The 25,567-nt window shown below is 71.6% G+C and carries 19 protein-coding genes; 12 read left to right on the plus strand and 7 right to left on the minus strand.

The annotated features are described in order from the left end of the window. The first annotated feature begins 65 nt into the window (after positions 1–65). The 4 genes from BCD49_RS10445 to BCD49_RS10460 are packed head-to-tail and all read left to right on the plus strand — an operon-like array spanning position 66 to position 5,469. Positions 66–1,274: an acyl-CoA dehydrogenase family protein gene (locus BCD49_RS10445; protein ID WP_071041437.1), complete on the plus strand. Its 1,209-nt coding sequence runs from the start codon at positions 66–68 to the stop codon at positions 1,272–1,274. A gap of 3 nt (positions 1,275–1,277) precedes the next feature. Further along, positions 1,278–2,339: an acyl-CoA dehydrogenase family protein gene (locus BCD49_RS10450; protein WP_007509758.1), complete on the plus strand. Its 1,062-nt coding sequence runs from the start codon at positions 1,278–1,280 to the stop codon at positions 2,337–2,339. 49 nt (positions 2,340–2,388) lie between these two features. Then, positions 2,389–3,243 carry an enoyl-CoA hydratase/isomerase family protein gene (locus BCD49_RS10455; RefSeq protein WP_071041438.1) on the plus strand — a complete coding sequence of 285 codons (855 nt, stop codon included), beginning with the start codon at positions 2,389–2,391 and terminating at the stop codon, positions 3,241–3,243. A 45-nt stretch (positions 3,244–3,288) separates the two neighbouring features. Next, positions 3,289–5,469: an acetate--CoA ligase family protein gene (locus BCD49_RS10460; RefSeq protein WP_007509754.1), complete on the plus strand. Its 2,181-nt coding sequence runs from the start codon at positions 3,289–3,291 to the stop codon at positions 5,467–5,469. A gap of 90 nt (positions 5,470–5,559) precedes the next feature. Here BCD49_RS10460 and BCD49_RS10465 read toward each other — a convergent pair whose 3' ends face one another. Continuing rightward, entirely contained in the window at positions 5,560–6,255 is a 696-nt protein-coding gene (locus BCD49_RS10465) for a TetR/AcrR family transcriptional regulator (RefSeq protein ID WP_007509752.1), read from the minus strand. A 324-nt stretch (positions 6,256–6,579) separates the two neighbouring features. Between BCD49_RS10465 and BCD49_RS10470 the strand changes: the two genes are divergently transcribed. Further along, positions 6,580–7,923 (plus strand): ABC transporter substrate-binding protein, encoded by a 1,344-nt coding sequence (locus BCD49_RS10470; protein ID WP_007509751.1) that lies wholly within the window; start codon positions 6,580–6,582, stop codon positions 7,921–7,923. A 104-nt stretch (positions 7,924–8,027) separates the two neighbouring features. Further along, positions 8,028–9,485, plus strand: coding sequence for a glutamate decarboxylase (locus BCD49_RS10475; RefSeq protein ID WP_027141074.1), 1,458 nt, complete (start codon positions 8,028–8,030; stop codon positions 9,483–9,485). Between the two features lie 20 nt (positions 9,486–9,505). Here the strand turns inward: BCD49_RS10475 and BCD49_RS10480 are convergent, their stop codons facing one another. The 4 genes from BCD49_RS10480 to BCD49_RS10495 form a co-directional block, all read right to left on the minus strand. Then, entirely contained in the window at positions 9,506–10,747 is a 1,242-nt protein-coding gene (locus tag BCD49_RS10480) for a CaiB/BaiF CoA transferase family protein (RefSeq protein ID WP_007509748.1), read from the minus strand. 224 nt (positions 10,748–10,971) lie between these two features. Beyond that, positions 10,972–11,460 carry an FAS1-like dehydratase domain-containing protein gene (locus tag BCD49_RS10485; RefSeq protein WP_007509745.1) on the minus strand — a complete coding sequence of 163 codons (489 nt, stop codon included), beginning with the start codon at positions 11,458–11,460 and terminating at the stop codon, positions 10,972–10,974. Positions 11,461–11,535: 75 nt separating this feature from the next. Beyond that, the gene (locus tag BCD49_RS10490; protein ID WP_007509743.1) at positions 11,536–11,946 is read right to left on the minus strand and encodes a Zn-ribbon domain-containing OB-fold protein; all 411 of its coding nucleotides are present in this window, start codon (positions 11,944–11,946) and stop codon (positions 11,536–11,538) included. Between the two features lie 165 nt (positions 11,947–12,111). After that, the gene (locus BCD49_RS10495; RefSeq protein WP_007509742.1) at positions 12,112–12,600 is read right to left on the minus strand and encodes a MaoC family dehydratase; all 489 of its coding nucleotides are present in this window, start codon (positions 12,598–12,600) and stop codon (positions 12,112–12,114) included. Between the two features lie 353 nt (positions 12,601–12,953). On the opposite strand from BCD49_RS10495, the gene BCD49_RS10500 reads away from it, so the two are divergent. The 4 genes from BCD49_RS10500 to BCD49_RS10515 all read left to right on the plus strand — a co-directional run bounded on the left by BCD49_RS10500 (position 12,954) and on the right by BCD49_RS10515 (position 19,487). Further along, positions 12,954–14,099, plus strand: a complete 1,146-nt coding sequence (locus BCD49_RS10500) for a thiolase C-terminal domain-containing protein (RefSeq protein ID WP_007509740.1) — start codon at positions 12,954–12,956, stop codon at positions 14,097–14,099. Positions 14,100–14,292: 193 nt separating this feature from the next. Further along, on the plus strand, positions 14,293–15,171 hold the full coding sequence (locus BCD49_RS10505; RefSeq protein ID WP_007509738.1) for an ABC transporter ATP-binding protein: 879 nt from the start codon (positions 14,293–14,295) through the stop codon (positions 15,169–15,171). Positions 15,172–15,498: 327 nt separating this feature from the next. Further along, positions 15,499–18,282 carry an ABC transporter permease subunit gene (locus BCD49_RS10510; RefSeq protein ID WP_071041447.1) on the plus strand — a complete coding sequence of 928 codons (2,784 nt, stop codon included), beginning with the start codon at positions 15,499–15,501 and terminating at the stop codon, positions 18,280–18,282. A gap of 509 nt (positions 18,283–18,791) precedes the next feature. Then, positions 18,792–19,487: a GntR family transcriptional regulator gene (locus tag BCD49_RS10515; protein ID WP_007509734.1), complete on the plus strand. Its 696-nt coding sequence runs from the start codon at positions 18,792–18,794 to the stop codon at positions 19,485–19,487. Positions 19,488–19,836: 349 nt separating this feature from the next. Here the strand turns inward: BCD49_RS10515 and BCD49_RS10520 are convergent, their stop codons facing one another. Beyond that, entirely contained in the window at positions 19,837–21,471 is a 1,635-nt protein-coding gene (locus tag BCD49_RS10520) for an AMP-binding protein (RefSeq protein ID WP_027141071.1), read from the minus strand. Between the two features lie 235 nt (positions 21,472–21,706). Further along, positions 21,707–22,969, minus strand: coding sequence for a DUF418 domain-containing protein (locus BCD49_RS10525; RefSeq protein WP_007509730.1), 1,263 nt, complete (start codon positions 22,967–22,969; stop codon positions 21,707–21,709). A 505-nt stretch (positions 22,970–23,474) separates the two neighbouring features. Here BCD49_RS10525 and BCD49_RS10530 point away from each other — a divergent pair. Next, on the plus strand, positions 23,475–24,686 hold the full coding sequence (locus BCD49_RS10530) for an acetyl-CoA C-acetyltransferase (RefSeq protein ID WP_007509729.1): 1,212 nt from the start codon (positions 23,475–23,477) through the stop codon (positions 24,684–24,686). A 60-nt stretch (positions 24,687–24,746) separates the two neighbouring features. Next, positions 24,747–25,556 carry an SDR family NAD(P)-dependent oxidoreductase gene (locus BCD49_RS10535; protein WP_007509727.1) on the plus strand — a complete coding sequence of 270 codons (810 nt, stop codon included), beginning with the start codon at positions 24,747–24,749 and terminating at the stop codon, positions 25,554–25,556. The last annotated feature ends 11 nt before the right edge of the window (positions 25,557–25,567 follow it).

Here is a 25,567-nt window from a genome sequence, read left to right on the forward strand (position 1 = left end):
CGCGCGCCCGGAGCCCGTTCCAGGGCCGGGGCGAGGCCGGGTCTGCCGGCGAGACGAGGTGGAGCATGCGGCTGCGGGACTCCGAGTCCGACGCGAGGTTCCGCAAGGAGGTGCGCGCCTGGCTCGCCGAGAACCTGCCGGTCCTCGGCCCGCCACCCGCCTACGGTGACTGGACGGCGAAGAAGGCCTACGACCAGCGCTGGCAGCGGATGCTCTTCGACGCCGGCTACGCCGGCATCGACTGGCCGGCCGCCTACGGCGGCCGCGGCGTGACCGCGTCCGAACAGCTGATCTTCCTCGCCGAGTCGGCGGCGGCCGGCGCCCCCGACCTCGGGGTGCACTTCGTCGGCCAGCTGCACGCCGGCCCGACGCTGATCGCCGAGGCGACCGACGAGCAGCGGGCGTTCCACCTGCCGCGGATCCTGCGCGGCGAGTCGATCTGGTGCCAGGGGTTCTCCGAGCCAGGCGCCGGCAGCGATCTGGCGAGCCTGCGCACCAGGGCCGTGCGCGACGGCGACCACTACGTCGTCACCGGCAGCAAGATCTGGACGTCCTACGGCTTCGCCGCCGACTACTGCGAGCTGTTGGTCCGCACCGACCCGGACGCCGGCAAGCACCGCGGCATCAGCTGGCTGATCATGCCGATGGACCTTCCCGGCATCGACGTCCGCCCGCTGCGCACCATCCAGGGCGAGAGCGAGTTCGCCGAGATGTTCCTCGACGAGGTTCGCATCCCGGTGGAGAACCTCGTCGGGCGGGAGAACGACGGCTGGCGGGTCGCGATGGTGACCTTCAGCTTCGAGCGCGGGACGTCGCTGGTGCGCGAGCTGCTCACCGCGATGACGATGGTCGAGGAACTGGCGACGCTCGCGAAGACGCTCGGCCACGGCCCGGGACGCACGGCCTGGGACGACGACGCGATCCGCCGGGAGATCGGCCAGGTCGCCGCCGAGCTCGACGCCATGTGGGCGCTGACCCGGCGCAACGTCACCCGCGCGGCCGGCGGCGGCGGCGTTCCGCCCGCGGGCGGGTCGGCCTTCAAACTGACCTACTCCGAGGCGATCCACCACTTCGGCGAGGTCGCGATGAAGGTGCTGGAGCGCTACGCGATCAGCCTCGACGCGCTGCCGCTGGGCGACGGCACGGACCTGCCCGTCGGGCGCCACATCATCGAGCACCTGCACGCCTTCGCGATCAGCATCGGCGCCGGCACCTCGCAGATCCAGAAGAACATCATCGCCGAGMGCGTCCTCGGCCTGCCCAGGGAGCGGTGAGCGGTGCACTTCGATCTCGACGAGGACGGCCTTGCCCTGCAGGCGACCGTCCGCGACCTGTGCGGCGAGCGGCTCCCGCTGGATGCGACCCGGAACTGGACGGACGCGGCGAGCTTCGACCGCGCCGCGTGGCGGGCGCTCGCCGAGCTCGGCGCGTTCACGATGACCCAGCCGGAGGAGCGCGGCGGGCTGGAGCTCGGGGTGGCCGATGCTGGCCTGGTCTTCCAGGTGCTCGGGGCCGAGCTGGTCCCCGGGCCGCTGGTCGCGGCCGCCCTCGTCGCGGACCTCGACGAGCGGGTCGGCGCGGGCGAGGCGTTCGCCACCGTCGTCACCCGCCCGCCGGCGGGCTCGGGGCCGGCCCGCGCCGGCGGCCCATGGGTGATCCCGCATCTGGACCTCGCCTCCGACGTCTACGTCGTCGACGACGAGGGCGTCTGGCGGACACCCGCGGACACCGTCGAGGGCAGGCCGGTGCCGAACCCGCTCGACCCGGCGACGCCGATGTGGCTCGCCGACGCGGTGCCGGCCGGCGAGCAGGTCGGCGGGCCGGAGCTGGCGCGCGGCTGGCTGCTGCGCGGCTCGATCCTCGCCTCGGCGCTGCTTGCCGGCAACGCGACGCGGACCGTCGAGCTCGCGACCGCGTACGCCAAGCAGCGCGAGCAGTTCGGCCGGGTCATCGGTGGCTTCCAGGCCGTGAAGCACCTGCTCGCGGAGGCGTTCACCCGGGCCGAGGTCGCGCGCGTCGCCGTCGACGCGGCCGCGGTCGCGCTCGACGACGCCGGCATGGGCGCCGGGTCCGACGAAGGGTTCGAGGACGGCTACGCGGATCCGACGTTCAACCCGGTCCGCGCGATCGCCGGCGCCCGGGTGCTGGCGGCCGACGCCGCGTCGCGCAACGCCAAGACGGCGATCCAGGTGCACGGTGGCATGGGCTTCACGTGGGAGACCACGATCCACCTCTTCCTGAAGCGGGCGTGGGTCCTGCGCAACGCGTTCACCACTCCCGAGGAGGCGGCCGACACGGTCGCGCACTCGCTTACCCGGCCGAAGTGGATGGCAGCGTGATCACCCTTCCGTCCATGGAGGCTGTCAGAGACATGGAAAGGAAGGCCGCATGACCAGCTCGGCCGTCGTCGAGGGTGTCGAGGGTTCGGACGTCCCGCCTCCGGAGATCACGCTCGACGTCAGCGACGGGATCGCGACCATCACGCTGAACCGGCCGGACGCCGGCAACGCGCTCACCGCGGACCAGCGCGAGAAGATCATCGCCTGGCTCGACCAGTTCAACGAGGATCCGACGGTCCGCTGCGTCGTGCTGACCGCGACCGGACGGTTCTTCTGCACCGGGGCGGACCTGCGCAACCAGTCCGCGCCGCCGGCCCGGCCGGACGACGTCCCGGAGAAGCTGGTCGGTGACGTGCGGCGCGCGATGCTGCGCGGCGCGATCCGCCTCATCCACGCCATCCTGGACTGCGAGAAGCCGGTCGTCGCCGCCGTCAACGGCACCGCCGCCGGCATCGGCGCGCACATCGCCTTCGCCTGCGACATCGTCGTCGCCACCGAGAAGGCGAAGTTCATCGAGGTCTTCGCCCGCCGCGGCCTCGCCGTCGACGGGCTGGGTACCTGGCTGCTGCCGCGGCTGGTCGRCCTCACCCGCGCGCGCGAGCTGGTGCTGCTCGCCGAGGACGTTCCCGCGCCGCGCGCCGCCGAGATCGGGCTGATCACCCGGTCGGTGTCGGCGGACCAGTTCGACGCCACCGTCGCCGACATCGCCGGGCGGCTCGCCGCGGGGCCGACGAGGGCGCACAGCGCGAACAAATGGCTGCTGAACCGGTCGCTCGACGTCGAACGGCACACCCTCGCCCAGGAGGAGGCCTGGATCGTCGACGTCATGTCGAACACCGTCGACGCGAACGAGGGCGTCGCCAGCTTCGTCGAACGCCGACCCACCCACTTCCGCGGCTTCTGAGATCCGCCGCCGGCCGTCAGCCCGTACGTCGAGGAGGTCTGTGTCATGCCCGAGCCGCGGCACCCCGAGTTACGGCACCCCGAGCTACGGCACGTCGACTGGTCGCGGCTGTTCTCGCCGCGCGTCGTCGCCGTCGTCGGTGCGTCCGACACCGAGGGAAGCCCGCAGCGGGCGCAGTGGACGCAGGTTTCCCAGCGGTTGGGCGCGCTCGGCGCCGAGGTCATCCCGGTGCACCCGAAGAAGCCCGACATCCTCGGTGTGAAGGCCTACCCGAGCGTCACGGCGCTGCCCGCCGACCCGGACATCGTCATCGTGCTGGTGCGCGACCCGCTGCCGGTCGTCGAGGAGGCGGTGAGCCGGAACGCCGGCTTCGTCGTCGTCTTCTCCGCTGGTTTCAGCGAGCTCGGCACGGCCGAGGGCGACGCCGCCGAGGCGAGGCTGCGGGAGCTCGCCAGCGGCGCCACCCGGGTGCTCGGCCCGAACACCAACCTCAACATCTTCGAGCCATGGCCGGACGAGCTGCCCAGCCGCAAGAAGCTCGCCATCATCACCCAGTCCGGCTACCAGGGCCGCCCGATCACCCAGGCGCAGGCCCTCGGCGTCGGCATCGAGATCTGGGCGACGATCGGCAACGAGGCCGACCTGGAGTGGGCCGACTTCGCCGGCTACCTCGCCGCGAACCGGCCGAACGTCGGCGCCATCGCGACCTACGTCGAGGGTTTCCAGAACGGCGGGGCGTTCCTGCGCGCCGCCGACGCCTGCGCGAAGGCCGGCATCCCGATCGTCGCCATCAAGATCGGCCGTAGCGAGGAGGGCCGGGTGATGGCCGCCGCGCACACCGGCCACCTCACCGGTCCCGACGCCGTGCACGACGCCGTGTTCGACCAGTACGGCGTCATCCGGGTCGACGACCTCGACGAGGTCATCGAGATCTCGAACATGTTCTGCCAGACCGGGCTCGTCGACGGCCCCGGCGGGATCGCCGTCTACGCGATGTCCGGCGGCACCGCCTCGCACGTCGCCGACCTGTTCGGCGCCGCCGGCGTCAGGATCCCGAAGTTCGAGCAGACGACGGTCGACGCCCTCGAGAAGTACATCCCCTGGTACCTGCGCCGGGACAACCCGGTCGACTCCGGCGGTGTCATCACCGCCCGCCCGGAGAACCGCGAAGTCCTCCAACTGATGCTCGACGACCCGAACACCGACGTGCTGTTCGCGCCGATCACCGGCGTGTTCCCCGGCATGAGCGACGCACTGTCGCGCGACCTCATCGCGCTGCATCAGAGGTTCCTGGCGGGCGAGGGCAAGCCGGTGGTCGCGGCGTGGATCTCGCCGATCCGCGACGACTCCTACCGGTCGCTGTGCGAGGCCGGCGTGCCGGTGTTCCACTCGTTCAACGCGGCGGTGCGCGGGCTTTCGGAGCTTGGCCGGTACTCGCGGTTCGTGCGCGCGTACCGCAGCCCGTTCGACGACGACCAGGCGGCGACCGGCGTTCCGGCGCCGGCCGAACGGCCCGCCGCCGCGGCCGCGGGCCGGGAGTTGCTGGCCGGGGCCGGGGCGACCCTCAACGAGGTCGACTCGAAGAAGCTGCTCGCCGGCTACGGCATCCCGGTCGCGGGGGAGCGGGTCGTCACGTCGGCCGACGACGCCGTCGCGGCGGCCGTCGAGCTCGGCCTGCCGGTCGTCATGAAGATCGTCTCGCCGGACATCGCGCACAAGTCCGACCTCGGGCTGGTCGCCGTCGGCGTCGGCGACGAGGACGCCGTCCGGGCGACCTACGACCGGCTGCTGGCCACCGCCGCGAGCGCGGCGCCCGAGGCGGCGATCGACGGTGTGCTCGTCGCCCAGCTGGTGACCGACGCGGTCGCCGAGGTGATCCTGGGCCTGTCGCACCAGCACCCGTTCGGCCCGACCATCACCTTCGGCCTCGGCGGCGTGTTCACCGAGGTGTTCGCCGACGTGGCCTTCGCCGTCCCGCCGTTCGACGCGGAYCGCGCCCGCAAGGTCATCGAGTCGACGAAGGGCGTGAAGATCCTGCGCGGCACCCGCGGCCGTCCCGCCGGCGACGTCGACGCCCTCGTCGACGTCATCCTGCGCCTGCAGTCGGTCGCCCTCGACCTCGGCGACGCCATCTCCGAGCTCGACATCAACCCCATCCTGGTCCGGCCGGCCGGCCAGGGCGTCGTGGCCGTCGACGCCCTCGTCATCCCGGCCAAGCGGCCCTGACTCGGGCCCTGGCGGGGCCCCGACCCGACACCCGGACTCCGACACCCGAACCCCCCGACACCTGCCGGGTGGCGGGCGCGTCGGCCGGCGCTATTCGGCGGCGAGGTCGGTCGTGGTCAGGGGACGGCCGGGCAGTGGCGTCGTGGGGCGGGCGCGTAGGCCGTCGAGGATGATGGCGCGGGCGCGATCGAAGGCGATCTCGGCCGTCGTGTCGGGGCCGCGGCTGAGGCTGTAGGCGGCGAGCGCGAGCAGGTGGGCGACATCGCCGGAGCCGACGTCGGGCCGCAGTGACCCCTCGGTCTGGGCCGCGCGGATCAGGGCGTCGAGCGCCTCGGCATACTCGCGGCGGATCCGGGTGATGGCCGGGTCGGAACGCACGGCCGCCGCCATCGCCGGTGAGAACAGGACGGTCAGCCGCATCGTGAGCCGCAGCTCGCGCGACGGGCTGAGGCTGCGTACCAGTGCGTCCCAGGCACGGCCATCGGATCCGGTCTCGTCGGACCGGGTCTCGTCGGACCGGGTCGCGTCGGAACCACTCTCGTCAGCCGCCGCGCGGGCCCTGGCGAGCGAGGTGGCCAGGCTGTCGCGCACGACGGCGACGACCAGCGCCTCCCGGTCGGGGAAGTGGCGGTAGAGCGTGCCGACACCGACGGCGGCGAGCCGGGCGATCTCCTCCATGGGCACGTCGGGCCCGTCGTCGGCGAATGCCTGGGTGGCCGTGGCGATGATCCGATCGCGGTTGCGGCGCGCGTCGGCTCGCAGGCGGGGTCGAGCTTCCGCCGTCACGGCAGGACACTCTCCTGCCCCACGCGCGCCCTGGTAGCGCGCCGCCTGGCTAAGGCCTCCGGAGCCGACGGGCGACAAGCCACCATCGGAAAATCATACCGTCGGGCGCCGCTCAGCCGTCGGCTTGAACCGTCCTCGCTGTGCTCGGCCGTCGTCGCCCGTCGGCTGGCGGCGGCCGACCTGACCCGGGATCTTCCGTTCTCGTGACGTGACGTGACCGCGGCTTCCTGGTTCATTTATCCAGGGCATTTGTCAATCCGTTGACCAAATGACCATGCTACGCAAGCATTCACTCCCTAACTCCGGCGAGTCGAGGGATACCGCATGCACGCTATAGAGATACCAGCCAACAGCCCGTCCGGCCACCGAGGGCGCCGGCGGGCGCGCGGGCCCGTCCGCGTGTCAGCCGCATTAGCCGCGTTAGCCACCCTCGCGGCGAGCCTGCTGCTCGCGGCCTGCGGCGGCTCCGACGGCGACGGCGAGGGCGGCGCGGCCCCGGCGGCCACCGCCAGCACGGCCGGCGCGGACCAGGTGCTCGGTGCCCTGAACCCCGCGAAGGGCACACCCGTCAGGATCGGGATGATCTCGGACGGCAAAGGCTCCGTCACGGACCTCTCCTTCGAGGGTCCCGTCGCCGACACGACCGTCGCCTATCTCAACGCCCGCAAGGGCGGCATCGGCGGGCACCCGATCGAGCTGGTCAAGTGCGACGCCCTCGCCGACCCGGCCAAGGGCACCGACTGCGCGAACCAGATGGTCGAGAAGAACGTCACCGCGGTCGTCGTCGGGTCGTCCTCCGTCGTGGAGAGCATGTGGGAGCCGCTGCACCAGGCGCACATCCCAGTGCTCTTCGGCGGCGCCAACGCGGCCTCGATCCTGACCGACAAGGACTCGACGTTCGTCCTGGCCGACGCGCTGTTCTCCCTGGTCAGCCTGCCGATCCAGCTGGCCAAGGACAAGAAGGTCGACACGGTGTCCGTCGTCGCCATCGACGTACCGGCCGTGATGAGCATCTACCAGACGGTCGCGCCCGCCGCCTTCAAGGCAGCCGGCATCAAGCTGGACCTCGTACCGGTCCCGCCGGGCACCGCCGACATGACGCCGCAGATGCAGCGCATCGCGACCGCCGGCCCACGGGTCGTGCAGATGATCGGGAGCGACTCGTTCTGCATCGCCGGCCTCAACGGTCTGCACTCCGTCGGCTTCACCGGCCCGGTCGTCGCCATCTCGCAATGCGTTACCGATGCCCTCCGCAAGGCGGTTCCGGGCTCCGTGCTGAAGGGCGTGACCGTCTCGGCGACCGCCCCGGTCGGCACGGACAACCCGTCGACCCGGCTGTTCTCCGCCATCGTCGACACCTACGGCAAGGGCAAGAACATCCAGGTCAACCGCCAGGGCTCGCTGAGCATGTTCACCGTCGTCGCGGCGCTGCAGACGGCGACCGAGGGCATCTCCGGCGACATCACCCCGGCGTCGATCACCGCCGCGATCAAGTCCATGCCGGAGAAGGACCTGCCCGGCGCCGACCCGATGAAGTTCCGCTGCGGTGGCAAGGCGGCGCCGGCGACCCCGGCGGTCTGCGTCCGCGGTGGCCTGGTCACCTCCCTCGACGAGAAGGGCCAGCCCACCGAGTTCCGCGCCGTCGCCTCCACGCCCATCGAGGGCTGAGCGGGGTATCCGGAGTGTCCGGGTTCCGCGGCGTCGCAAGGCGCCGCGGAACCCGTTGGCGCCCCTTGGCGACCGCTGGGCTCGAGGCCCCATAGCCTGGCGGGGTGGCACTGCACAGGCAGGCGATGGGGGAGCAGGCGGACGCGCGGCTGGCGGTGCGGCCGCAGCTGCGGTGGTCGACGCGTCCGCCGGGCGGCGCGGTCGCGGACGGCGTCGCGGGTGGCGCCGCGGGCGGTGGTGAGCTGCCCCGGTACCGGCTCCCGGCCGGGCCGCTGGACGCGGAGACCGCCTACCAGCTGGTCCGTGACGAGCTGATGCTCGACGGCAACGCGAGGCTGAACCTGGCCACGTTCGTCACCACCTGGATGGACCCGCACGCCGACCGGCTGATGGCGGAGTGCGCGGCCAAGAACATGATCGACAAGGATGAGTACCCGCAGACCGCCGAGCTGGAGGCGCGCTGCGTCAACATCCTCGCCGACCTGTGGCACGCGCGCGACGCCCGCGACGCGGTCGGCTGCTCGACGACCGGCTCGTCGGAGGCATGCATGCTCGCCGGCCTCGCCATGACCCGCCGGTGGCGGTCCAGACGGCGTGCCGCCGGTCTGCCCACCGACCGGCCGAACCTGGTGATGGGCGCGAACGTGCAGGTCTGCTGGGAGAAGTTCGCCCGCTACTGGGACGTCGAGCCCCGGCTCGTTCCGCTCGCGCCCGGCCGTACCCACCTGACGGCGGACGAGGCCGCGCGGCACTGTGACGAGAACACGGTCGGCGTGGTCGCGATTCTCGGCTCGACGTTCGACGGGACGTACGAGCCGGTCGCCGAGATCGCCGCCGCGCTCGACCGGCTCGCGGCCGACGGCGGCCCGGACGTGCCGGTGCACGTCGACGCGGCCTCCGGTGGCTTCGTCGCCCCGTTCTGCGACCCGGACCTCGTCTGGGACTTCCGGCTCGACCGGGTCGCGTCGATCAACGCCTCGGGCCACAAGTACGGCCTGGTGTACCCGGGCGTCGGCTGGGTGCTCTGGCGCGACCACGACCACCTGCCCGAGGAGCTCGTCTTCCACGTCGACTACCTCGGCGGCACGATGCCGACGTTCGCGCTCAACTTCTCCCGCCCCGGCGCGCAGGTCGTCGCCCAGTACTACTCTCTGCTGCGCTTCGGCCACGAGGGCTACCGCCAGGTGATGCAGGGCTGCCGCGACGTCGCGGCCCGGCTTTCCGACACGATCGCCGCGATGGATCCCTTCGAGCTCGTCTCCGATGGCGCCACCGGCATTCCCGCGTTCGCGTTCACGATCCGCGACGCCCGCGCGGCCGAGTTCAGCGTGTTCGACATCTCGGAGCTGCTGCGGACCCGCGGCTGGCAGGTCCCCGCCTACCGCTTCCCGCCGGCGCTGGACGAGCTCGCCGTGCTGCGGGTCGTCGTCCGCAACGGGTTCGGCCCGGACCTGGCCGACCACCTGGCCACGGACCTGCGCCGCGTCGTCGACCGCCTCGCGGCCTCGGGCCACCCGACCCCGGCCGGTGCCGAGCCAGCCAGCACCGGCTTCCACCACTAGTCAGGCCTGTGTGCGGTCCTTCAGATGACGCCGCCGGCGCGGAGGGCGGCGAGGTCGTCGGGGGTGCGGCCGAGCTCGGTGAGGATCGACGCCGTGTGCGCGCCCAGGGCCGGGATGTCACCCATCGGGAAGGTCCAGTCCTTGTTGACCGGGGGCGGGAGGACGGCGCGGATGGGGCCGGCGGGGGAGGAGACCTCGCGCCAGCGGTCGCGGGCGGCCAGGTGCGGGTGGTCGATGACGTCGGGGACGGTGTTGAGGCGGGCGTTGCCGATGCCGGCCTTGTCCAGCCGCTCGCGGGCGTCCTCGAGGGTCACGGAGCTCGCCCAGGCGGCGAGGTGGACGTCGAGCTCGGCGCGCCGGCCGACCCGGTCGTCGTTCTCGGTGAACCGGGGGTCGTCGGCGAGGTCGGGCCGGCCGAGGACCTCGCGGGCCAGCCGCTGCCACTCGCCGTTGTTCGTGGTGCCGAGCACGAGCACCTGGCCGTCGGCCGTCTTGTAGTTGCCGTAGGGGGAGACGGCGGGGGAGCTGACGCCGTTGGGCTCCTGGACGAGGCCCGAGCCCATGGTGAAGTTGAGCGCGTAGCCCATCCACTCGACGGCCGCGTCGAACAGGCCGACCTGGATCGCGGCACCCCGGCCGGTCGTGGTGCGCGCGTGCAACGCGGCGAGCACCGACGTCAGCGTGTACATCCCGCCGCCGATGTCGGCGAGCGGGACGCCGGCCTTCGCGGGGTGCCCCTCGTGGCCGGTGATGGCGCAGGAACCGGACTCCGACTGGACCAGCAGGTCGTAGGCGCGCTTGTGGGACAGCGGGCCGCCCTCGCCGTAGCCGGAGATGTCGACGGCGATGATCCGCGGGTACTTCGCGTGCAGCTGTTCGGCGGCGAGCCCTCGGCGCGCGGCGGCGCCCGGGGCGAGGTTCTGCACGACGACGTCCGCGCGGGCGACCAGCTCCTCCAGCGCGGCGGCACCGCGCGGGTCGCGCAGGTTGACGGCGAACGACTCCTTGCCCCGGTTCAGCCAGGCGAAGTGCGCGCCGATCTCGCCGTGCCAGGCCCCGTCGTACGAGCGGGCCATGTCGCCGCCGTTCGGGTTCTCCACCTTGACGACGCGGGCGCCGAGGTCCGCGAGGTGCCGGGTCGCCAGCGGCGCGGCGACGGCCTGCTCCAGGCCGACGACGAGCAGCCCGGCGAGCGGCAGCGCTCCGGGGGCTCCGGGGGCGGCGGGGACGGTCTCGGGCGTCGTCGCGGCGGGGGTCGTCACGTCGTCATCATTCCGTGGTCGTCATCGAGCCGCATCGTTCACGCCGTCCGACCCGGCAAATGCGACCACCGCCACCCGGCCCGCGGGCGAGGTGCCGCTCTGCTGCCGACCTGTGGTCGGTCATCGTGTCCATACGCTCGCCCAGCAGCCACACTCTGATCCGGCGGGATGAACTGTGGTCGATGGTCTGGTCCAGGGAGACGTTCAGCAGCCACAGTTCGCGGTCAGGCGCGGTGCAGGAGGGTCATGACCTCGGTGACGAGAAGCTCGCCGGCCTCGTCGCGGGTGTCGGAGCGGAGCCGGACGAAGGTCATCTGCTTCCCGCGGCTGTTGGTGGTGACGCGGACGTCCTCGACCTCGCCGGTGACGCGCACGGTGCTGCCGGCGAGCACGGGGCGGTGGTAGGTGAACTCCTGCTCGGCGTGCAGGATCAGGCCGCCGTCCTTGCGGAGCGCGGCGATGATCTCGGTGGTGTCGAGGGCGCCGTCGGGGCGGGCGGGCTGCAGGTCGGGGAACGCGCCAAGCAGCCGGGCGGCGAACGTGAACGTGGGCGGCGCGGGGATGGTCTCGAAGCCCGCCGCCACCGCCGCGTCGGCCCGCTGGTAGACGGCCGAGGCGTCGGTGACGGCCTCGGCGAAGGCGGCGACGGCGCCCCGCTCGACGACGACGGTCGCCGGCGGGAGCTGGGTGCCGATGAAGTCGGTCGCGCTCACGGTGCTCTCCTCAGGACACAGGCGGGAGACGTGCGGGGCCCGGGCCCGGCTCGGGCCCCGGCTCGGGCTCGGGCCTCAGGCGAGGCGGAAGACGGGGACCGTCAGGTCGGCCTCGTCGTCGGCCCGGAAGTCGACCTTGACGCGCATGCCGATCGCCAGGTCCGCCTCGGTCACGTCGACGATGTTGGTTTCCAGCCGCGGGCCCTCGTCGAGGTCGACGATCGCCGCGATGTAGGGCACCCGGGCCTTGAACGGCGGCAGGTCGTTCACCCGCACCTCGGACCAGGTGTAGAGCGTGCCGGTGCCAGCGGCCCGTTCCCAGGTGACGTTCTGGCTCCAGCACGAGGGGCAGAACGGGCGGGGGTAGAGGTGCGCCCTGGCGCAGTCACCGCAGCGGCGGATCAGCAGCTCGCCCTTGCGGGCGGCGTCCCACCAGGGCGCGGTCTCCTCCTCGATCGTCGGCAGATCGAACCGTGGACCACTCATGCCCGCCTCCTCATCTCTGGTTCGCTTCCTCGCTCACTCATCGGCCCCCCCAGCCGTCGCTTCGCGAGTGGCCGGGGACCCCTRCTCACGGCCGTCCTCCGGGGTCCCCGCCGGATCGGCGGAGCTTGCGTAGCCGATCTGGGAGGTCCGCCTCGGACGACCACTTCACTCGCTCGCTCGGCCGCGAACGGGCTTGGCGACCGCGGAACCGGCGACGACCGCCGCGCCCTCCGCGTTGACCAGCTGGCAGTCGAGCTCGACGAGGCCGGTGGCCTCGTCCTTGCTCGTCACCGTGATGTCGGTGCTCAGCACGTCGCCCGGCCAGGCCTGCGTCGTGAAGCGCACCTTGTAGCCGCGCAGGTTACCGATGCCGACGAGGTCGGTGAGGGCGGTCGCGAGCATCCCGGCGGAGAACATGCCGTGCCCGAAGACGCTCTTCATGCCGGCGGCGCGCGCCCGCTCGTCGTCGTGGTGCAGAGGGTTGAAGTCGTGTGACGCGCCGGCGTAGCGGACCAGGTCCGTGCGGGTCAGCGTGCGGGTGCGTACCGGCGCCTTCCCGCCCACCTCGAGGTCCTCAAAGCAGGCGGCGCCCTTCTCCGTCTCCGGATCGGTGCCCGCCTCGGCGGCCTCGGCGGTCGCTGTTGCGTCGTCCATGCGCTCTCCCTGCGGTGCTTGTCCAGGGGCGGTGCTTGTCCAGGGGTAGTGCGTGTCCGGAGCGGTGCCGTCCAGGAGCGGAGCTGCCCGGAGCTGGCGCCGGTTGCGGAGGCGCCTGATCTGTGATCGGATAGTATATACAAAATTCGAATCAGGCCGAGTTTCCAAGGATTTCCGTCGGACCGGCGGAACGGGGACGGGTCCGGCGCCCGCCGGGGTAGGCGGGCGGGTCGTGGCCGGTGTGGGAGCGATCCTGTCGGCGTTGGTCGCCGGGTGGTGGGCCGTAGGTGGCCGGTACCGGGTGGATCGGTCGGATGTAGCAGTACCAAACTGGTGAGGGGCGAGGAGGACGTATGACGGGGCAGGTGGCCGTCGTCGGCGCGGCGCTGTCGGACTGCGGGCGGGTCGACAACGCGACCCCGTTCGCGCTGCACTACCAGGCGGCCGCCCGCGCGCTCGCTGACGCGGGCCTCAGCCACGCGGACGTCGACGGCTTCGGCTCCACCGGGCTTGGCGTGCTGGCGCCGGTCGAGCTGGCCGAATATCTCGGCCTGCGCCCGACCTGGGTGGACTCGACGAGTGTCGGCGGCTCCACCTGGGAGGTCATGCTCGAGCACGCCGTCGACGCGATCAAGGCCGGCACCGCGCACACCGTCCTGCTGGTGTACGGCTCGACGGCCCGCGCGGACCTGAAGAAGCGGCTGCGCACCGCGAACCTGTCGCTGTCGACCCGCGGCCCGAGCCAGTTCGAGGCTCCGTGGGGGCACACGCTCATCGCCAAGTACGCGATGACGGCCCGCCGGCACATGCACGAGTTCGGCACAACGATCGAGCAGCTTGCGAACATCGCCGTGGACACCCGGTACAACGCGAGCCTCAACCCGGACGCGATGTACCGGGACCCGATCACGGTCGACGACGTGTTGTCCGCCCCGATGGTCGCCACGCCGTTCACCAAGCTGCACTGCTGCATCCGCAGCGACGGCGGCGGCGCGGTGGTGCTGACCTCCGTCGAGCGGGCCGCCGACCTGCCGCGGCCCGCGGTGCGGGTGCTCGGCACCGGTACGGCCAGCAACGTCACGACGATGTCGGAGTGGACCGACTTCACGGTGTCGCCGGCCGCCGTGTCCGGGAAGCTGGCGTTCGAGCGCGCCGGGCTCACCGCGGCCGACGTCGACGTCTGCGAGTTCTACGACTCCTTCACCTCGACGGTGCTGCTCACCTTCGAGGCACTCGGTTTCTGCGGCCGCGGCGAGGGTGGCGCCTACCTGGAGGGCGCCGCGATGCGGGTCGGCGGGCGGATGCCGACCAATACCGACGGCGGCGGCCTGTCCGCCTGCCATCCCGGGATGCGCGGCATCTTCCTGCTGGTGGAGGCCGTCCGGCAGCTGCGCGGCGAGGCGGCCGGCCGGCAGGTCCCCGGCGCCAGGGTGGCGTGCGTCAACGGGACCGGCGGCTGGTTCTCATCCACCTCGACCGTCCTGCTGGGCGTCGACTGATGCCGCCGGCCCCTTCGTCCGGCGCGCGCTGGCCCGGTGCGCGGGGGTCTAGCGTGCGCGGGCGCCGTTCGTGCTGGTCACCGCCGCTGGTGGCGGCGCCGGGAGCCGAGCCGGACGTGACCCTTGTTACATCCGGGTCAGATTGCATATCGTATCCACTCTCACCTGCCGTATGGCTGCACCGGGAGGCTCCATGTCGTCTGACGGTACTGAGTCGTTGGGCGGTATCGAGTCGTTGGGCGGTACCGAGTCGATGACGGCCGCGACACCGACGCCACGGCCGTCACCGGCCGGAGCGGCCGCGACGGCCGTCGTCGAGCCACTGCTGCGCCTGACCGGCATCAGTAAGCGGTTCGGCGGTGTCCAGGCGCTCACCGACGTCTCGCTGGACGTCGAGCCGGGAATGGTGCGCGGGCTGATCGGCCCGAACGGTGCGGGCAAGACCACGCTGTTCGACGTCATCTCCGGCATCACCGCGCCGACGACCGGCAAGGTCGAGTTCGGTGGCCAGGACATCACGAGGCTGACCTCCACCGGCCGCTCGCGCCTCGGGATGCGCCGCACCTTCCAGCGGGCCCAGGTGTTCAGCTGGCTGTCCGTCGAGGACAACGTGCTCGCGGCGCTGGAGTGGCGCGGCGGTGGTGGCGGCGTGCTCGCCGACCTGGTCGCCTGGCCGAAGCGACGCTCGCTGGAGAAGGCCCGCCGTGAGCAGGTGGACGAGGTGCTCGAGTGGTGCGGCCTGGCCGACAGCCGCCGGGTCGCCGCCGGTTCGCTGCCGCTCGGACTTCAACGCCTCGTCGAGCTGGCCAGGGCGATCATCGATACCCCGAAGCTCCTGCTGCTCGACGAGCCGACTTCCGGGCTCGACCACACCGAGTCCGAGCGCTTCGGTGACCTGGTCCAGTCGCTGCGCGGTCAGGGCACCGCGGTCCTGCTCGTGGAGCACGACGCCGGTTTCGTCATGCGGATGTGTGACCGGATCGCCGTGCTCAACCTCGGTTCGGTGCTGGCGGAGGGGACGCCGGCGCAGATCCAGGCCGACGAGGCGGTCCGCGACGCCTACCTCGGCTAGCGCCGGCGCCGTCGGCCACGGCGGAATGGTGACGCGGACGACGTGACGTCCGATTCCGCCCCCGGTGGTCTCGTCCGGAAGTAAGCAACAGAGGAAGCAACAGTCACCAGCGGCAAGGCAGCGAGTCGGCAAGGTAGCAAGTCGGCAAGGCAGCGAGTCGGCAAGTCGGCAATGGCACGGAACCAGTGACACAGAACCAGCGGCACGTCGGTAGCGGCGCGGCAGTGCAGCTCCACCCCGGTCACGGCGGTTGCCCGCCCGCCGGTACCGGGTTTCCGGACGCCGCGTCCGCGCGGCCTCATGCGCGGACGCCATAAGGAGGGTTTCGTGACCGAGTTCTTCAACCTGGTGGTCTCGGGGCTGGTCACCGGCGCGTTATACGCGATCCTCGCGTCCGGTCTGACGCTGAGCTATCAGACGTCCGGTGTCTTCAACTTCGGCCAGGGTGGCGTCGCGTTCTCGACCGCCTACCTGTTCTTCCAGTTGAACACCGGCCAGGGCCTGCCGATCGTGCCGAGCGCGATCATCTGTATCGGCATATTCGCACCCCTGCTGGGCTGGCTGCTGCACCGGGTGCTGTTCAACCCGCTGCGGGAGGCGTCGATCGCCGCCCGCATGGTGGCCTCGCTCGGCCTGCTGATCGCCCTGCCCTCGCTCGGGCTGTGGATCGTGGCGTTGCTGAAGGACAAGGCGCACTGGGATCTGCCCGCGATCGAGGACGTCTACCGGATCCCCGGCCTCGGCCCGAGCCCGAAGAAGATCCACGTCATCGGCGACGGCCTGGTCATCGACAGCGACCAGCTGGCGATGCTTGGCGCGGCGATCTTCTCGGCGGGGCTGCTCTACTACCTGGTCCGCCACACCCGTATCGGCCTGGAGATGCGCGCCTCGGTCAGCCGGCCGAACCTCGCCGCGCTGCGCGGTGTCGACCCGGACCGTGCGTCCGCCGTCTCCTGGATCACCTCGTGTGGGCTCGCGGGCCTGGTGGGCGTGCTGCTCGCGCCGATGTTCGGCCTGAGCTCGTTCAGCTACAACACGCTGCTGTTCATCTCGATCCCGGCCGTGGTCCTCGGCCGGATGGCCTCGATCCCGATCGCGATGCTCGGTGGCCTGCTGCTCGGCGTGGCGCAGAACCTGGTCGACGGCTACGTCGACCTCGACATCACCGGGTTCCGCACCGCGGTGCCGTTCATCATCCTGTTCGGTCTGCTGATCTACTTCGGCGCGGAGCGCGGCCGCAGCGCCGGCACGACGCAGGAGGAGAAACCGCCGGCCGACGCGCTGCGGGAGCACGGATCACCGTGGCAGCGGCGCATCCTCTGGGGAATCGGCACCATCGGCCTGCTGGCCTACACCGGCTTTGGCGCGACCGACTTCTGGGCCGGCCTGCTCGCCCAAGGCCTGGCGACGTCGATCGTGCTGCTGTCCTTCACGGTCGTCACCGGCATCGGCGGCATGGTGAGCCTCGCCCAGGCGGCCTTCGTGCTTACCGGAGCCTTCACCGCGGGCATCATGCTCGACGCCGGCGTGCCGTTCCTGCCCGCGCTGATCGCCGGCACGCTGGTCTCGGCGGTCGTCGGTCTGATCGTCGCGCTGCCCACCCGCYGGCTCGGCGGCCTGCCGCTGGCGCTGTCGACGCTGGCGCTCGCCTACGTCGGGCAGAACCTGCTCTTCCAGATCCGGAGCATCTCCAACGGCTCCGGCGGCTGGCCGGTCAACCCGGGGCACATCGGCGGGATCGACCTGACCAACCCGCGCTGGCTGGTGCTGCTCATGCTGGTGCTGGTCGGCCTCGGCGTGTGGGTCGTGCACGCGCTGCGCTCCTCCAGCACCGGGCGCGCCATGCTCGCGGTCCGGTCCAGCGAGGCTGGCGCGCGCACCAGCGGCATCGCCGTCGACCGGATGAAGCTGCTGGTGTTCGTGATCTCCGCGGGCATCGCCGGCTTCGGTGGCGTCATGCTGGCGGCGAGCCGCGGCCGGGTCACCAACACCGACTACGACGTCCTGCTGGGCCTGGTCTGGCTGGCCACCACGGTCACCCTTTCCATCCGCCGGCCGGCCGGCGCGGTGCTGGCGGGCCTGGTCATGGTGCTCGCCCCGCAGGCGCTCGAGGGCGTCCCGGCGTCGAGCTACTTCATGCAGATGCTGTTCGGTCTCGGCGCGATCGGCCTCGCGCGCGACCCGGAGGGCGGCCTGTCCGCCGGTTCGCGGGCGATGCGCGAGCGGGCCGCGCGCAAGGCCGCCAGGCAGCGGCAGGCCGGGGCGGGCTCGCTCGGCACGGTGGCGCCGCGGGTCGCCACGACGTCTCCGGTCGCCGGCGCGGCCGCGGCCGCGGACGGTGGCGGGGCGCCGGCGGCAGAGCCGGTGCTGCGGATCGCCGGTCTGAAGGCCGGATACGACGAGATCGAGGTCCTGCACGGCATCGACCTGACCGTCGGTCCCGGCGAGGCGGTCGCGCTGCTGGGCAGCAATGGCGCCGGCAAGACGACGCTGTGCTCGGTCGTCGGCGGCCTGGTCCCCGCCCGCGCGGGCGAGCTGTGGCTCGCAGGCCAGGACGTCACCGGGGTGCCGGCACGGCGGCGCGAGCGCGACAGCGTGTACCTCGCGCCCGAGGGCCGCGGCATCTTCCCCGACCTGACGGTCGAGGAGAACCTGACGCTGTGGCTGCGCGCGGCCGAGGAGCGGGAGGCCGCATATGCGGCCTTCCCGGTGCTCAAGGAGCGGCGCAACCAGGCGGCGGGCACCATGTCCGGTGGTGAGCAGCAGATGCTCACGCTCGCGCCGGCGCTGGTGCGTCCGCCGAAGCTGCTCGTCGCCGACGAGCCATCGCTCGGCCTCGCGCCGCTCATCATCGAGCAGATCTTCAATGCACTGCGGCAGCTGCAGAGCCAGGGCACCGCGCTGCTGATCGCCGAGGAGAAGACCCGCGACGCGCTGGCCATCGCCGACCGGGTCGCGTTCCTGACCGTCGGCCACATCACCTGGACAGGCCCCGCGGCCGAGGTCGACGCCGAGCGCCTGGCCACCGCCTACCTGGGCATCGTTCCCGAGACGGCCGAGACGGCCGAGACGGCGGCGGCCGGCGCCCGACCCGCCGACATCGCACCATGAGGGCCACCCTCAGGGCTTGGGTGGCCCTGAGGGCTTGGGCCGCCCCGGCGGCGCGGTACGGCCGGACGGCGCGGCACGGCACGGCACGGCCGGATATGACGGTAAGGGTGGTACCGATGGGACAAAAGTGACGGACGCGATGTCCGGCCGAACGCCCAGAGCGACGGCACCGCCACGACCCAGTCGTATACTTCCTGCAAGTTCTCCGCGGTCCGCTGCCCGCGTGGGAACGCGGTGGGTCAGCTGTGTGTCGGTCTCGGCCGGCTTGCGGACCGGCCCGCTTGCCTTTCGTGGAGAAAGGCCCTGTCGAGGCCATCGAGGGCACGGCGGGGACCCAGACTCCCGGACCCCTCGACGCGCTCTCGCGGTTGTGGGGGTATCCACTGGTCCGCGTGCGGACTGATGGGTAGGCGTTTCGCTCGACCCAGTCGAAGGAGCCAGCAACTCGGCACCCTGGACATGAGCTGAAGGAGCCGGCCATTCCTCCCAACCGCCGGACGGCGACCGCGGTGAGCCCGCTTGCGCACCACGCACCGGGCAAGCGCTCCGTCGTCGACCGCAGGAGCAGCGGAAGCCAGGTCGCCGACCACATCCGGGGCCTGATCTTCGCCGGCACCCTGCGCCAGGGCGACCACGTCCGCCAGGACGAGATCGCCGAGGAGCTGGGCGTCAGCCGCATTCCCGTGCGTGAGGCGATGATCGCGCTGGAGAGCGAGGGCTGGATCTCGATCGAGCCCCACCGCGGCGCGTTCGTCCACGGCCTGGACCTGAACTCGGTGCGCGACCACTACGCCCTGCTCGGCCAGCTCTACGGCCTGGCCTCCGAGCGGGCCACCGAGCGCGGCGACGACGACGGCATCGAGGCGCTGTCCACGGCCGAGCGCGCGCTGCGCGACGCGGAGGACCCCGACGACGTCCTGCACGCCAACGAGGCCTACCTCCGGCAGATCTTCGCGATGGCGCAGTCGCCGCGGCTGTCGTCGTTCGGCCGGCTGATGACGGGCGTCATTCCGGGCAACTTCTTCGCCCTCGTTCCCGGCACGATCCAGCCACAGAAACGCGGCATCGCCGCGGTCAACCGTGCCATCAAGGCCCGCAACGGCCAGCGCGCCTCCGCGGATTTCGTCAAGATGCTGCGCGGCCACGGCGACCTCGTCGTCGACCTCCTCAAGTCCCGCAACATCCTCTGGACCCCCGAGGACTGACCCGGCGCTGAATCGTGTCAGATCCTGGTGCCTATACACACCCCCAACTGACACGAAAAGAATCCCAGGCGGCGAGCTGTGTCAGATGGCGGTGCCTATTGGCGCTCTCATCTGACACGATCCGATGCGCGCGGGGCGCGTGGGGCGACCAGGGCGGTCGTCGTGGGTCCAGCCCGTCACCCTGGTGAGGATTTTCGGGCCGTCAGCGGCCCGTTCAGCCGCGCACAGCTGACTACTGAGCGTTGTATGCCCAGGTTGGCGGGGCGTGTGGAGCGGGCGGCCCGATAACCGCCAGGTTGGGGTGGAATTCTCGGTTCCCTGGGATGGAGAACTCCGCCCGAGCGGTGGGTCAGCGCTTTTCGTAGGTGATACCGGCGGCCTCGGCGTCCCAGGTGGTGGGAGTGACGCCCTGGGTGCGCAGGTCACGCTTGAGGACGCGGCCCACGGGGCTGCGGGGCAGCTCGTCGCGGAACTCGATGTAGCGGGGGATCGCGAAGTACGGCAGCGCGTCCACGCACCAGCGGAAGAGCTGCTCCTCGGTGAGCGTCGAGCCCGCCGCGCGGGTCGCCGTGACCTTCACGTCGTCCTCGGTGAGCTTGCTGAAGACGGCGTGCACGGCGACGTCGGCGAGCTCACCGTGGCCCATCAGGATGCGCTCGACGTCGAAGCTGGAGATGTTCTCGCCACGTCGGCGCAGGTAGTCGGCCTTGCGGTCGATGAAGAAGAGGAAGTCGTCGGTGTCGATCCGGCCGATGTCGCCGGTGTGGTACCACCAGTTCCGGCTGGTCTCGACGGTCGCCTCCGGCCGGCCCCAGTAGCCCTCGAACATGACGTGCGCGAGCTTCGGGCGGATGACTATCTCGCCGTCGGTGCCGCTGGGCAGCTCGTTGTCCTCGTCGTCGAAGATCCGGACGTCGAAGTAGTCCTTGTTGATCATTCCGGCGGCGCGCGGCTTGTTGCGGATGCCTGGGGGCAGGGTGGAGATGAGGCTGGCCTCGGTGACGCCGTAGGCGCCGGAGAACGTGTCGATGCCGAACCGGCCGCGCAGGATGTCGTCGACCTCGGGCGGCAGCGGGGCCGCGCCCATCATCCGCAGCGACGTGTTCGCCTCGGGCGCTCCGGACTTCGGCATCTCCGGCCGGTCGACATCGTGGGCCAGCAGATAGGCCATCGTGCCGAGCGTCGAGGTCAGGGTCGCGCCTGCGCGGTTCATCTCCGGCCAGAAGTTCGAGACCGAGAACTTCCGGTAGATCGCCGAGCGCCCGCCGAAGACCAACGCGCCGATAACGGCGGTGGTCAGCGCGTTGTAGTGGAACAGCGGCAGCGGCGTCCACAGCACGTCGTCGGCGGTCCGCCCCCAGGTGACGCCGATCTGGGTGGCCAGCGCCTCGTGGTAGTTGTGGCTGAGCATGCAGCCCTTGGACGGGCCGGTCGTGCCGCCGGTGTAGATGAAGGTCGCGAGGTCCGACGGCCGGCGCTCGACCGGGGCGGCGAGCGGGTTCGCGCTCGCCAGGTCGTCCCAGCGGTGGGCGGTGGCCCCGGGGAACTCGACCGGATCCGGCCCGGTCACCACGACGTGGCGCAGCGCTTCGATGTCACCGGTGACGGCCTGGGCCCGGTCGGCCAGGTCCGCCGCGACGACGAGCACGGTCGCGCCCGAGTCACGCAGCTGGTGACGCAGGTACTCGCCCTTGTAGGCGGTGTTGATCGGCACCGCGATGCCGCCGGCCCACTGGGTGGCCCACCAGACGAGCATCGCCTCCGGCGAGTTCTCCAGCAGGCTCGCGACCCGGTCGCCCGGCCGGACGCCGAGCTCGCCCACCAGCGCGGCACCGAGGGCCGCGGCCGTCTGGGCGACCTCGGCGGCGCTGAACTTGGCGCCGTTCACGTCGAGGTACTCCGAGTCCGGGTCCTTCTCGGTGCGTGCCAGCAGCAGCGCGGTGGTGGTGTGCCGGGGAGCGCTACCCCAGACGCCGTCGGTCACGTGGCTCTCCCGCATCTCGTCGTCGGGCGGACGGGTCTTGTGGACCAGGGACACAACGCTGTTGATCGCTGGTCAGTGGTGGCGACGGCGGCTGGCCGCCCCGGCGTCCGCCTGGGTCGTGACGCCTGATTGTATATCTTATCCATCTGGCGTCCACCTCCCTGGTGACGGTCGGGCGCGCCTCAGCGGCGGGGGCAGGACGGCGCTGGCGTGCCCGCCTCGATGCGATCCAGAGCTAGCGGTCGGCCTCAGTGATCATTACGCGGTCCCTGTCCGGGGAAAGGCCATCGGACTGCCGGTGCAGGCTTCGGTTCGGCGATTGGTGGTAGGTGACGGCCCGGATCAGGACCTCGAACGGTCCGCGGCGCCCCGCTCGCCGCATCCGGTCGGCCAGGACCACGGTGAGGAGCCATGTCGTGATGGCGAGGCCTGCGGTGGCGGTCGCGGACAAGGTGCCGGAGAGGTCGAGCAGGAAGGGAGTGAAGGCGACGGTCCAGACCACGGACTGTGCCAGGTAGCAGGTCATCGATCGCTGGCCGACGGCGGCGATCGCGTCGACCACCGGCCGCGGGCGCTCTGGGAATTGAGGCCGGACGGCGGCCAGTGACAACAACGAGGCGTAGCCGAACCCGCCCAGGACCCCCGTCGCGCTGTGCAGGGCGGCCAGGAACTCGAGCGACTGCTGGTCGGGGGGCGTTTCCGCGCCCGCGAGGACAAGCGAGATCGGTTGCGCGCCGAGCACGGCGGCGCCGATCCCGACCGACGCCGTGACGAGCAGGAACGTCCGGTGCAGCTCCGGCTGTTCCAGGATGCGCCGGCGCCCCGCCCACAGTCCGACCGCGAACGGGCACACGAAGCCGACAGGCCCAAGAAGGGCGATGAAGGAGGACACCTGCGCCCGCTCGGCGATCATGGTGCCGACATTCGGCGGGAGCATCGAAACATCTGGCGGGTCGGTGCTTATTGTCGAGAACGCGCCGCTCGGCAGCGCGGTGAGTAGGAAGAACAGGAAGGCGGTCACCAGCAGCCTGCTGTCCTTCCAGCGTACGAGCCAGGCTCCGACGAGCAGCAGCACTCCGTATGCGCTCAGGATGTCGCCGGCATAGAGCAGCACCGCGTGCAGGAAACCCACGGTCACCAGCACCGCTCCGCGGCGCCAGAGCAGATGCCGCACGGAGCGCGGCCCGAGCGCCTCGTTCCGGCGCACGATCTGGGCGGCTCCATACCCGAACAGCAGCCCGAACATCGGAAACGCCCGGCCGTCGACGAAGGTCGAGATCAGCCAGATGACAGCCGCGTCGGCACCCGAGCCGTCCCGCGGGTAACCGCCGAGCACCGATGATCCGCGCAGGAAATAGTGCGAGTTCGCCAGGGCGATGAACAGCAGCATGAATCCACGTGCGAGGTCGGGCCCAAGGGCGCGCGACTCGGGAGTCGTGGGTCTGGACAGTGTCGACGTCACCAGGACAATAAAGGCCGTCCACCACCGCCGGCACATCGGCCGAAGGCCGCCACTCTCTCGACTTTGGTTGATCCGGACTACTCGGGTGGACCGCCGACCACCTGGCCGAGATCCCCGACCGCGACTGGCGGTGGGGCACGGCGACGGCCCGCCAGCGGCTCGTTCACCGTCTCGGAACCCTCGGCCGTCCTGGAACCCTCGGCGAGCTGACCGCCCGCGGCGGCGAGCTGGCGGAACTGGGGCAGCTCGCCAGGGCGATGCGCGACGACCTGCTCACCCGTTGGCCCTCCCTCGAACCGCTCCCAGCATTGGTTGAATAATGTATATAACCTGCGTATGGTGGGCCCGTCGGGGTCGCCGCCGAACGCCGGTCGACGGCGACCCCGATCATCTGTCTTGCGGTCGGCTGCCTTCGGACGCCGCCGGTCGGGAGAGACCGTTTGCGGGGCGGTGCCTTCGGGCGTCACCGTGGACCGACCAGATGTCGGCTCCGCCACGAGCCGGCGAGGCCGTTGGCCGCGGGACTGTCGGTGGAGGACGAATGCGTGACGCTGTGATCTGCAGTCCGGTGCGAACCCCGGTGGGTGGTTACGGCGGCTCGTTGCGGCCGTTGGCCGTGCACGAGCTGGGTGCGGCGGTGGTGCGTGCGCTGGTGGAGCGGACGGGGCTCGGGGCGGCGGACGTCGACGACGTGCTGTTCGGTTGCTGCTACCCGAGCATGGAGGCCCCGGCGTTGGGTCGGGTCATCGCGTTGGACGCGGGGCTGGGGGTCGAGGTTCCCGGCCTGCAGGTCGACCGTCGCTGTGGCTCCGGGGTGCAGACCCTGGTGACCGCGGCGATGCAGGTGCAGACCGGTGTCAGCGATCTGATCATCGCTGGTGGCGCGGAGAGCATGAGCAACGCGCCGTTCTTCTCCCACGAGAGCCGCTGGGGCGTGCGCGGCGGGGGCCTGACCTTCCACGACGCGCTCGCGCGCGGGCGCGTCACCGCGGGCGGCAGGAACTTCCCCGTGCCGGGCGGGATGATCGAGACGGCGGAGAACCTGCGCAGCCAGTACTCGATCCCTCGGGCGGAGCAGGACGAGCTGGCGCTGCGCTCGCATCAGCGGGCCGTCGCCGCGCAGCGGGCCGGGAAGTTCGACGACGAGATCATCCCGGTCACCGTCCCCGGCAAGCGGGAAAGCGTGGTCGTCACCACCGACGAACACCCGCGGCCGGACTCCTCGCTGGAAACCCTGGCCAGGCTCAAACCGATCATGGGTAAGGGCGACCCGGAGGCGACCGTCACCGCCGGCAACGCCAGTGGCCAGAACGACGGCGCGTCGGCCTGCATCGTCACCCACCCGCAGGAGGCCGAACGTCTCGGGCTGCGCCCGCTGGCCCGGCTGGTCTCGTGGGCGGTCGCCGGGGTGCCGCCGCGCACCATGGGGATCGGCCCGGTGCCGGCGACGGCGAAGGCGCTGGAGCGCGCCGGGCTGAAGTTCGCCGACCTGGACCTGATCGAGGTCAACGAGGCGTTCGCGGCCCAGGTGCTCGCCTGCACCCGGGAGTGGGGCGTGACCGAGGCCGACTGGGAGCGGATCAACGTCAACGGCTCGGGCATCTCGCTCGGCCACCCGGTGGCCGCGACCGGCGGGCGGATCCTCGCGACCCTGCTGCACGAGATGCACCGGCGGGACGCCCGCTACGGCCTGGAGACCCTGTGCATCGGCGGCGGCCAGGGCATCGCCGCCATCTTCGAGAAGCTCGACTGAGCTGGCGAAAAGCTGAGCTGGCGAAAAGCTGGACTGGCGAAAGTTGGAGAAGGAGACCCGGTGGACCTTGGCTTGGGCGGCGCGGCCGTCGTCGTCAGCGGGGGCTCGAAGGGGATGGGTCGGGCGGCCGTCGAGAGCTTCGCTCGTGAGGGAGCGCGTGTCGCCGTGCTCGCCCGCGGCAAGGCGGCGCTCGACGAGACCACCGAACGCGCGCTCGCGCTCGGCGCGGCCGAGGCGGTCGGGATCGTCACCGACCTGACCGCCGCCGCGTCGGTGACCGCCGCCTTCGCGGAGGTGGACGACCGCTGGGGTGAGCTGAACGTGCTCGTGAACGCGGCCGGGCCGGTCGAGGTGGGCATCAAGGGGTTCGAGGGGTCCGACGACGCGGAATGGGTCGCGACGTTCGACATCGGCACGCTGTCGGCGGTGCGGACGGTGCGGTCCGCGCTGCCACTGCTGCGCGCCGCCGCCTGGGCCCGGATCGTCAACGTCTCGGCGCACTCGACCCGACGGCAGTCGCCCGGCCTGGTCGCCTACACGGCGGCCAAGGCGGCGCTGACCAGCCTCAGCAAGAACCTGGCGCAGTCGCTCGCCCCCGACGGGATCCTCGTCAACACCGTCTCGCCCGGCTCGTACCTGTCCGAGGGCATGAAGGGCTACCTGCGGGCGCTGCCCGCCAGCCGCGGCATCGACCCGGACAGTCTCACCGACGCGATGCGCGTCATCAGGGAGGACTTCGGGCACCCGGCGTTCCTGCCACGCGCGGGCGACCCGGCGGAGATCGGCCCGGTCATCGCCTTCGTCGGCTCCAGGACCAACTCGTACATGACCGGCGCCGACATCAACGTCGACGGCGGCAGCGACTTCTGAACTGGCTGATC

Source organism: Pseudofrankia sp. EUN1h, assembly GCF_001854645.1.
In the GTDB taxonomy this organism is placed as follows: domain Bacteria; phylum Actinomycetota; class Actinomycetes; order Frankiales; family Frankiaceae; genus Pseudofrankia; species Pseudofrankia saprophytica.

Coding starts and splice junctions, on each gene's coding strand:
- BCD49_RS10530 (WP_007509729.1), top strand. CDS start 23,475: ATGCGTGACGCTGTGATCTGCAGTCCGGTGCGAACCCCGGTGGGTGGT.
- BCD49_RS10495 (WP_007509742.1), bottom strand. CDS start 12,600: ATGGACGACGCAACAGCGACCGCCGAGGCCGCCGAGGCGGGCACCGAT.
- BCD49_RS10490 (WP_007509743.1), bottom strand. CDS start 11,946: ATGAGTGGTCCACGGTTCGATCTGCCGACGATCGAGGAGGAGACCGCG.
- BCD49_RS10525 (WP_007509730.1), bottom strand. CDS start 22,969: ATGTGCCGGCGGTGGTGGACGGCCTTTATTGTCCTGGTGACGTCGACA.
- BCD49_RS10500 (WP_007509740.1), top strand. CDS start 12,954: ATGACGGGGCAGGTGGCCGTCGTCGGCGCGGCGCTGTCGGACTGCGGG.
- BCD49_RS10505 (WP_007509738.1), top strand. CDS start 14,293: ATGTCGTCTGACGGTACTGAGTCGTTGGGCGGTATCGAGTCGTTGGGC.
- BCD49_RS10470 (WP_007509751.1), top strand. CDS start 6,580: ATGCACGCTATAGAGATACCAGCCAACAGCCCGTCCGGCCACCGAGGG.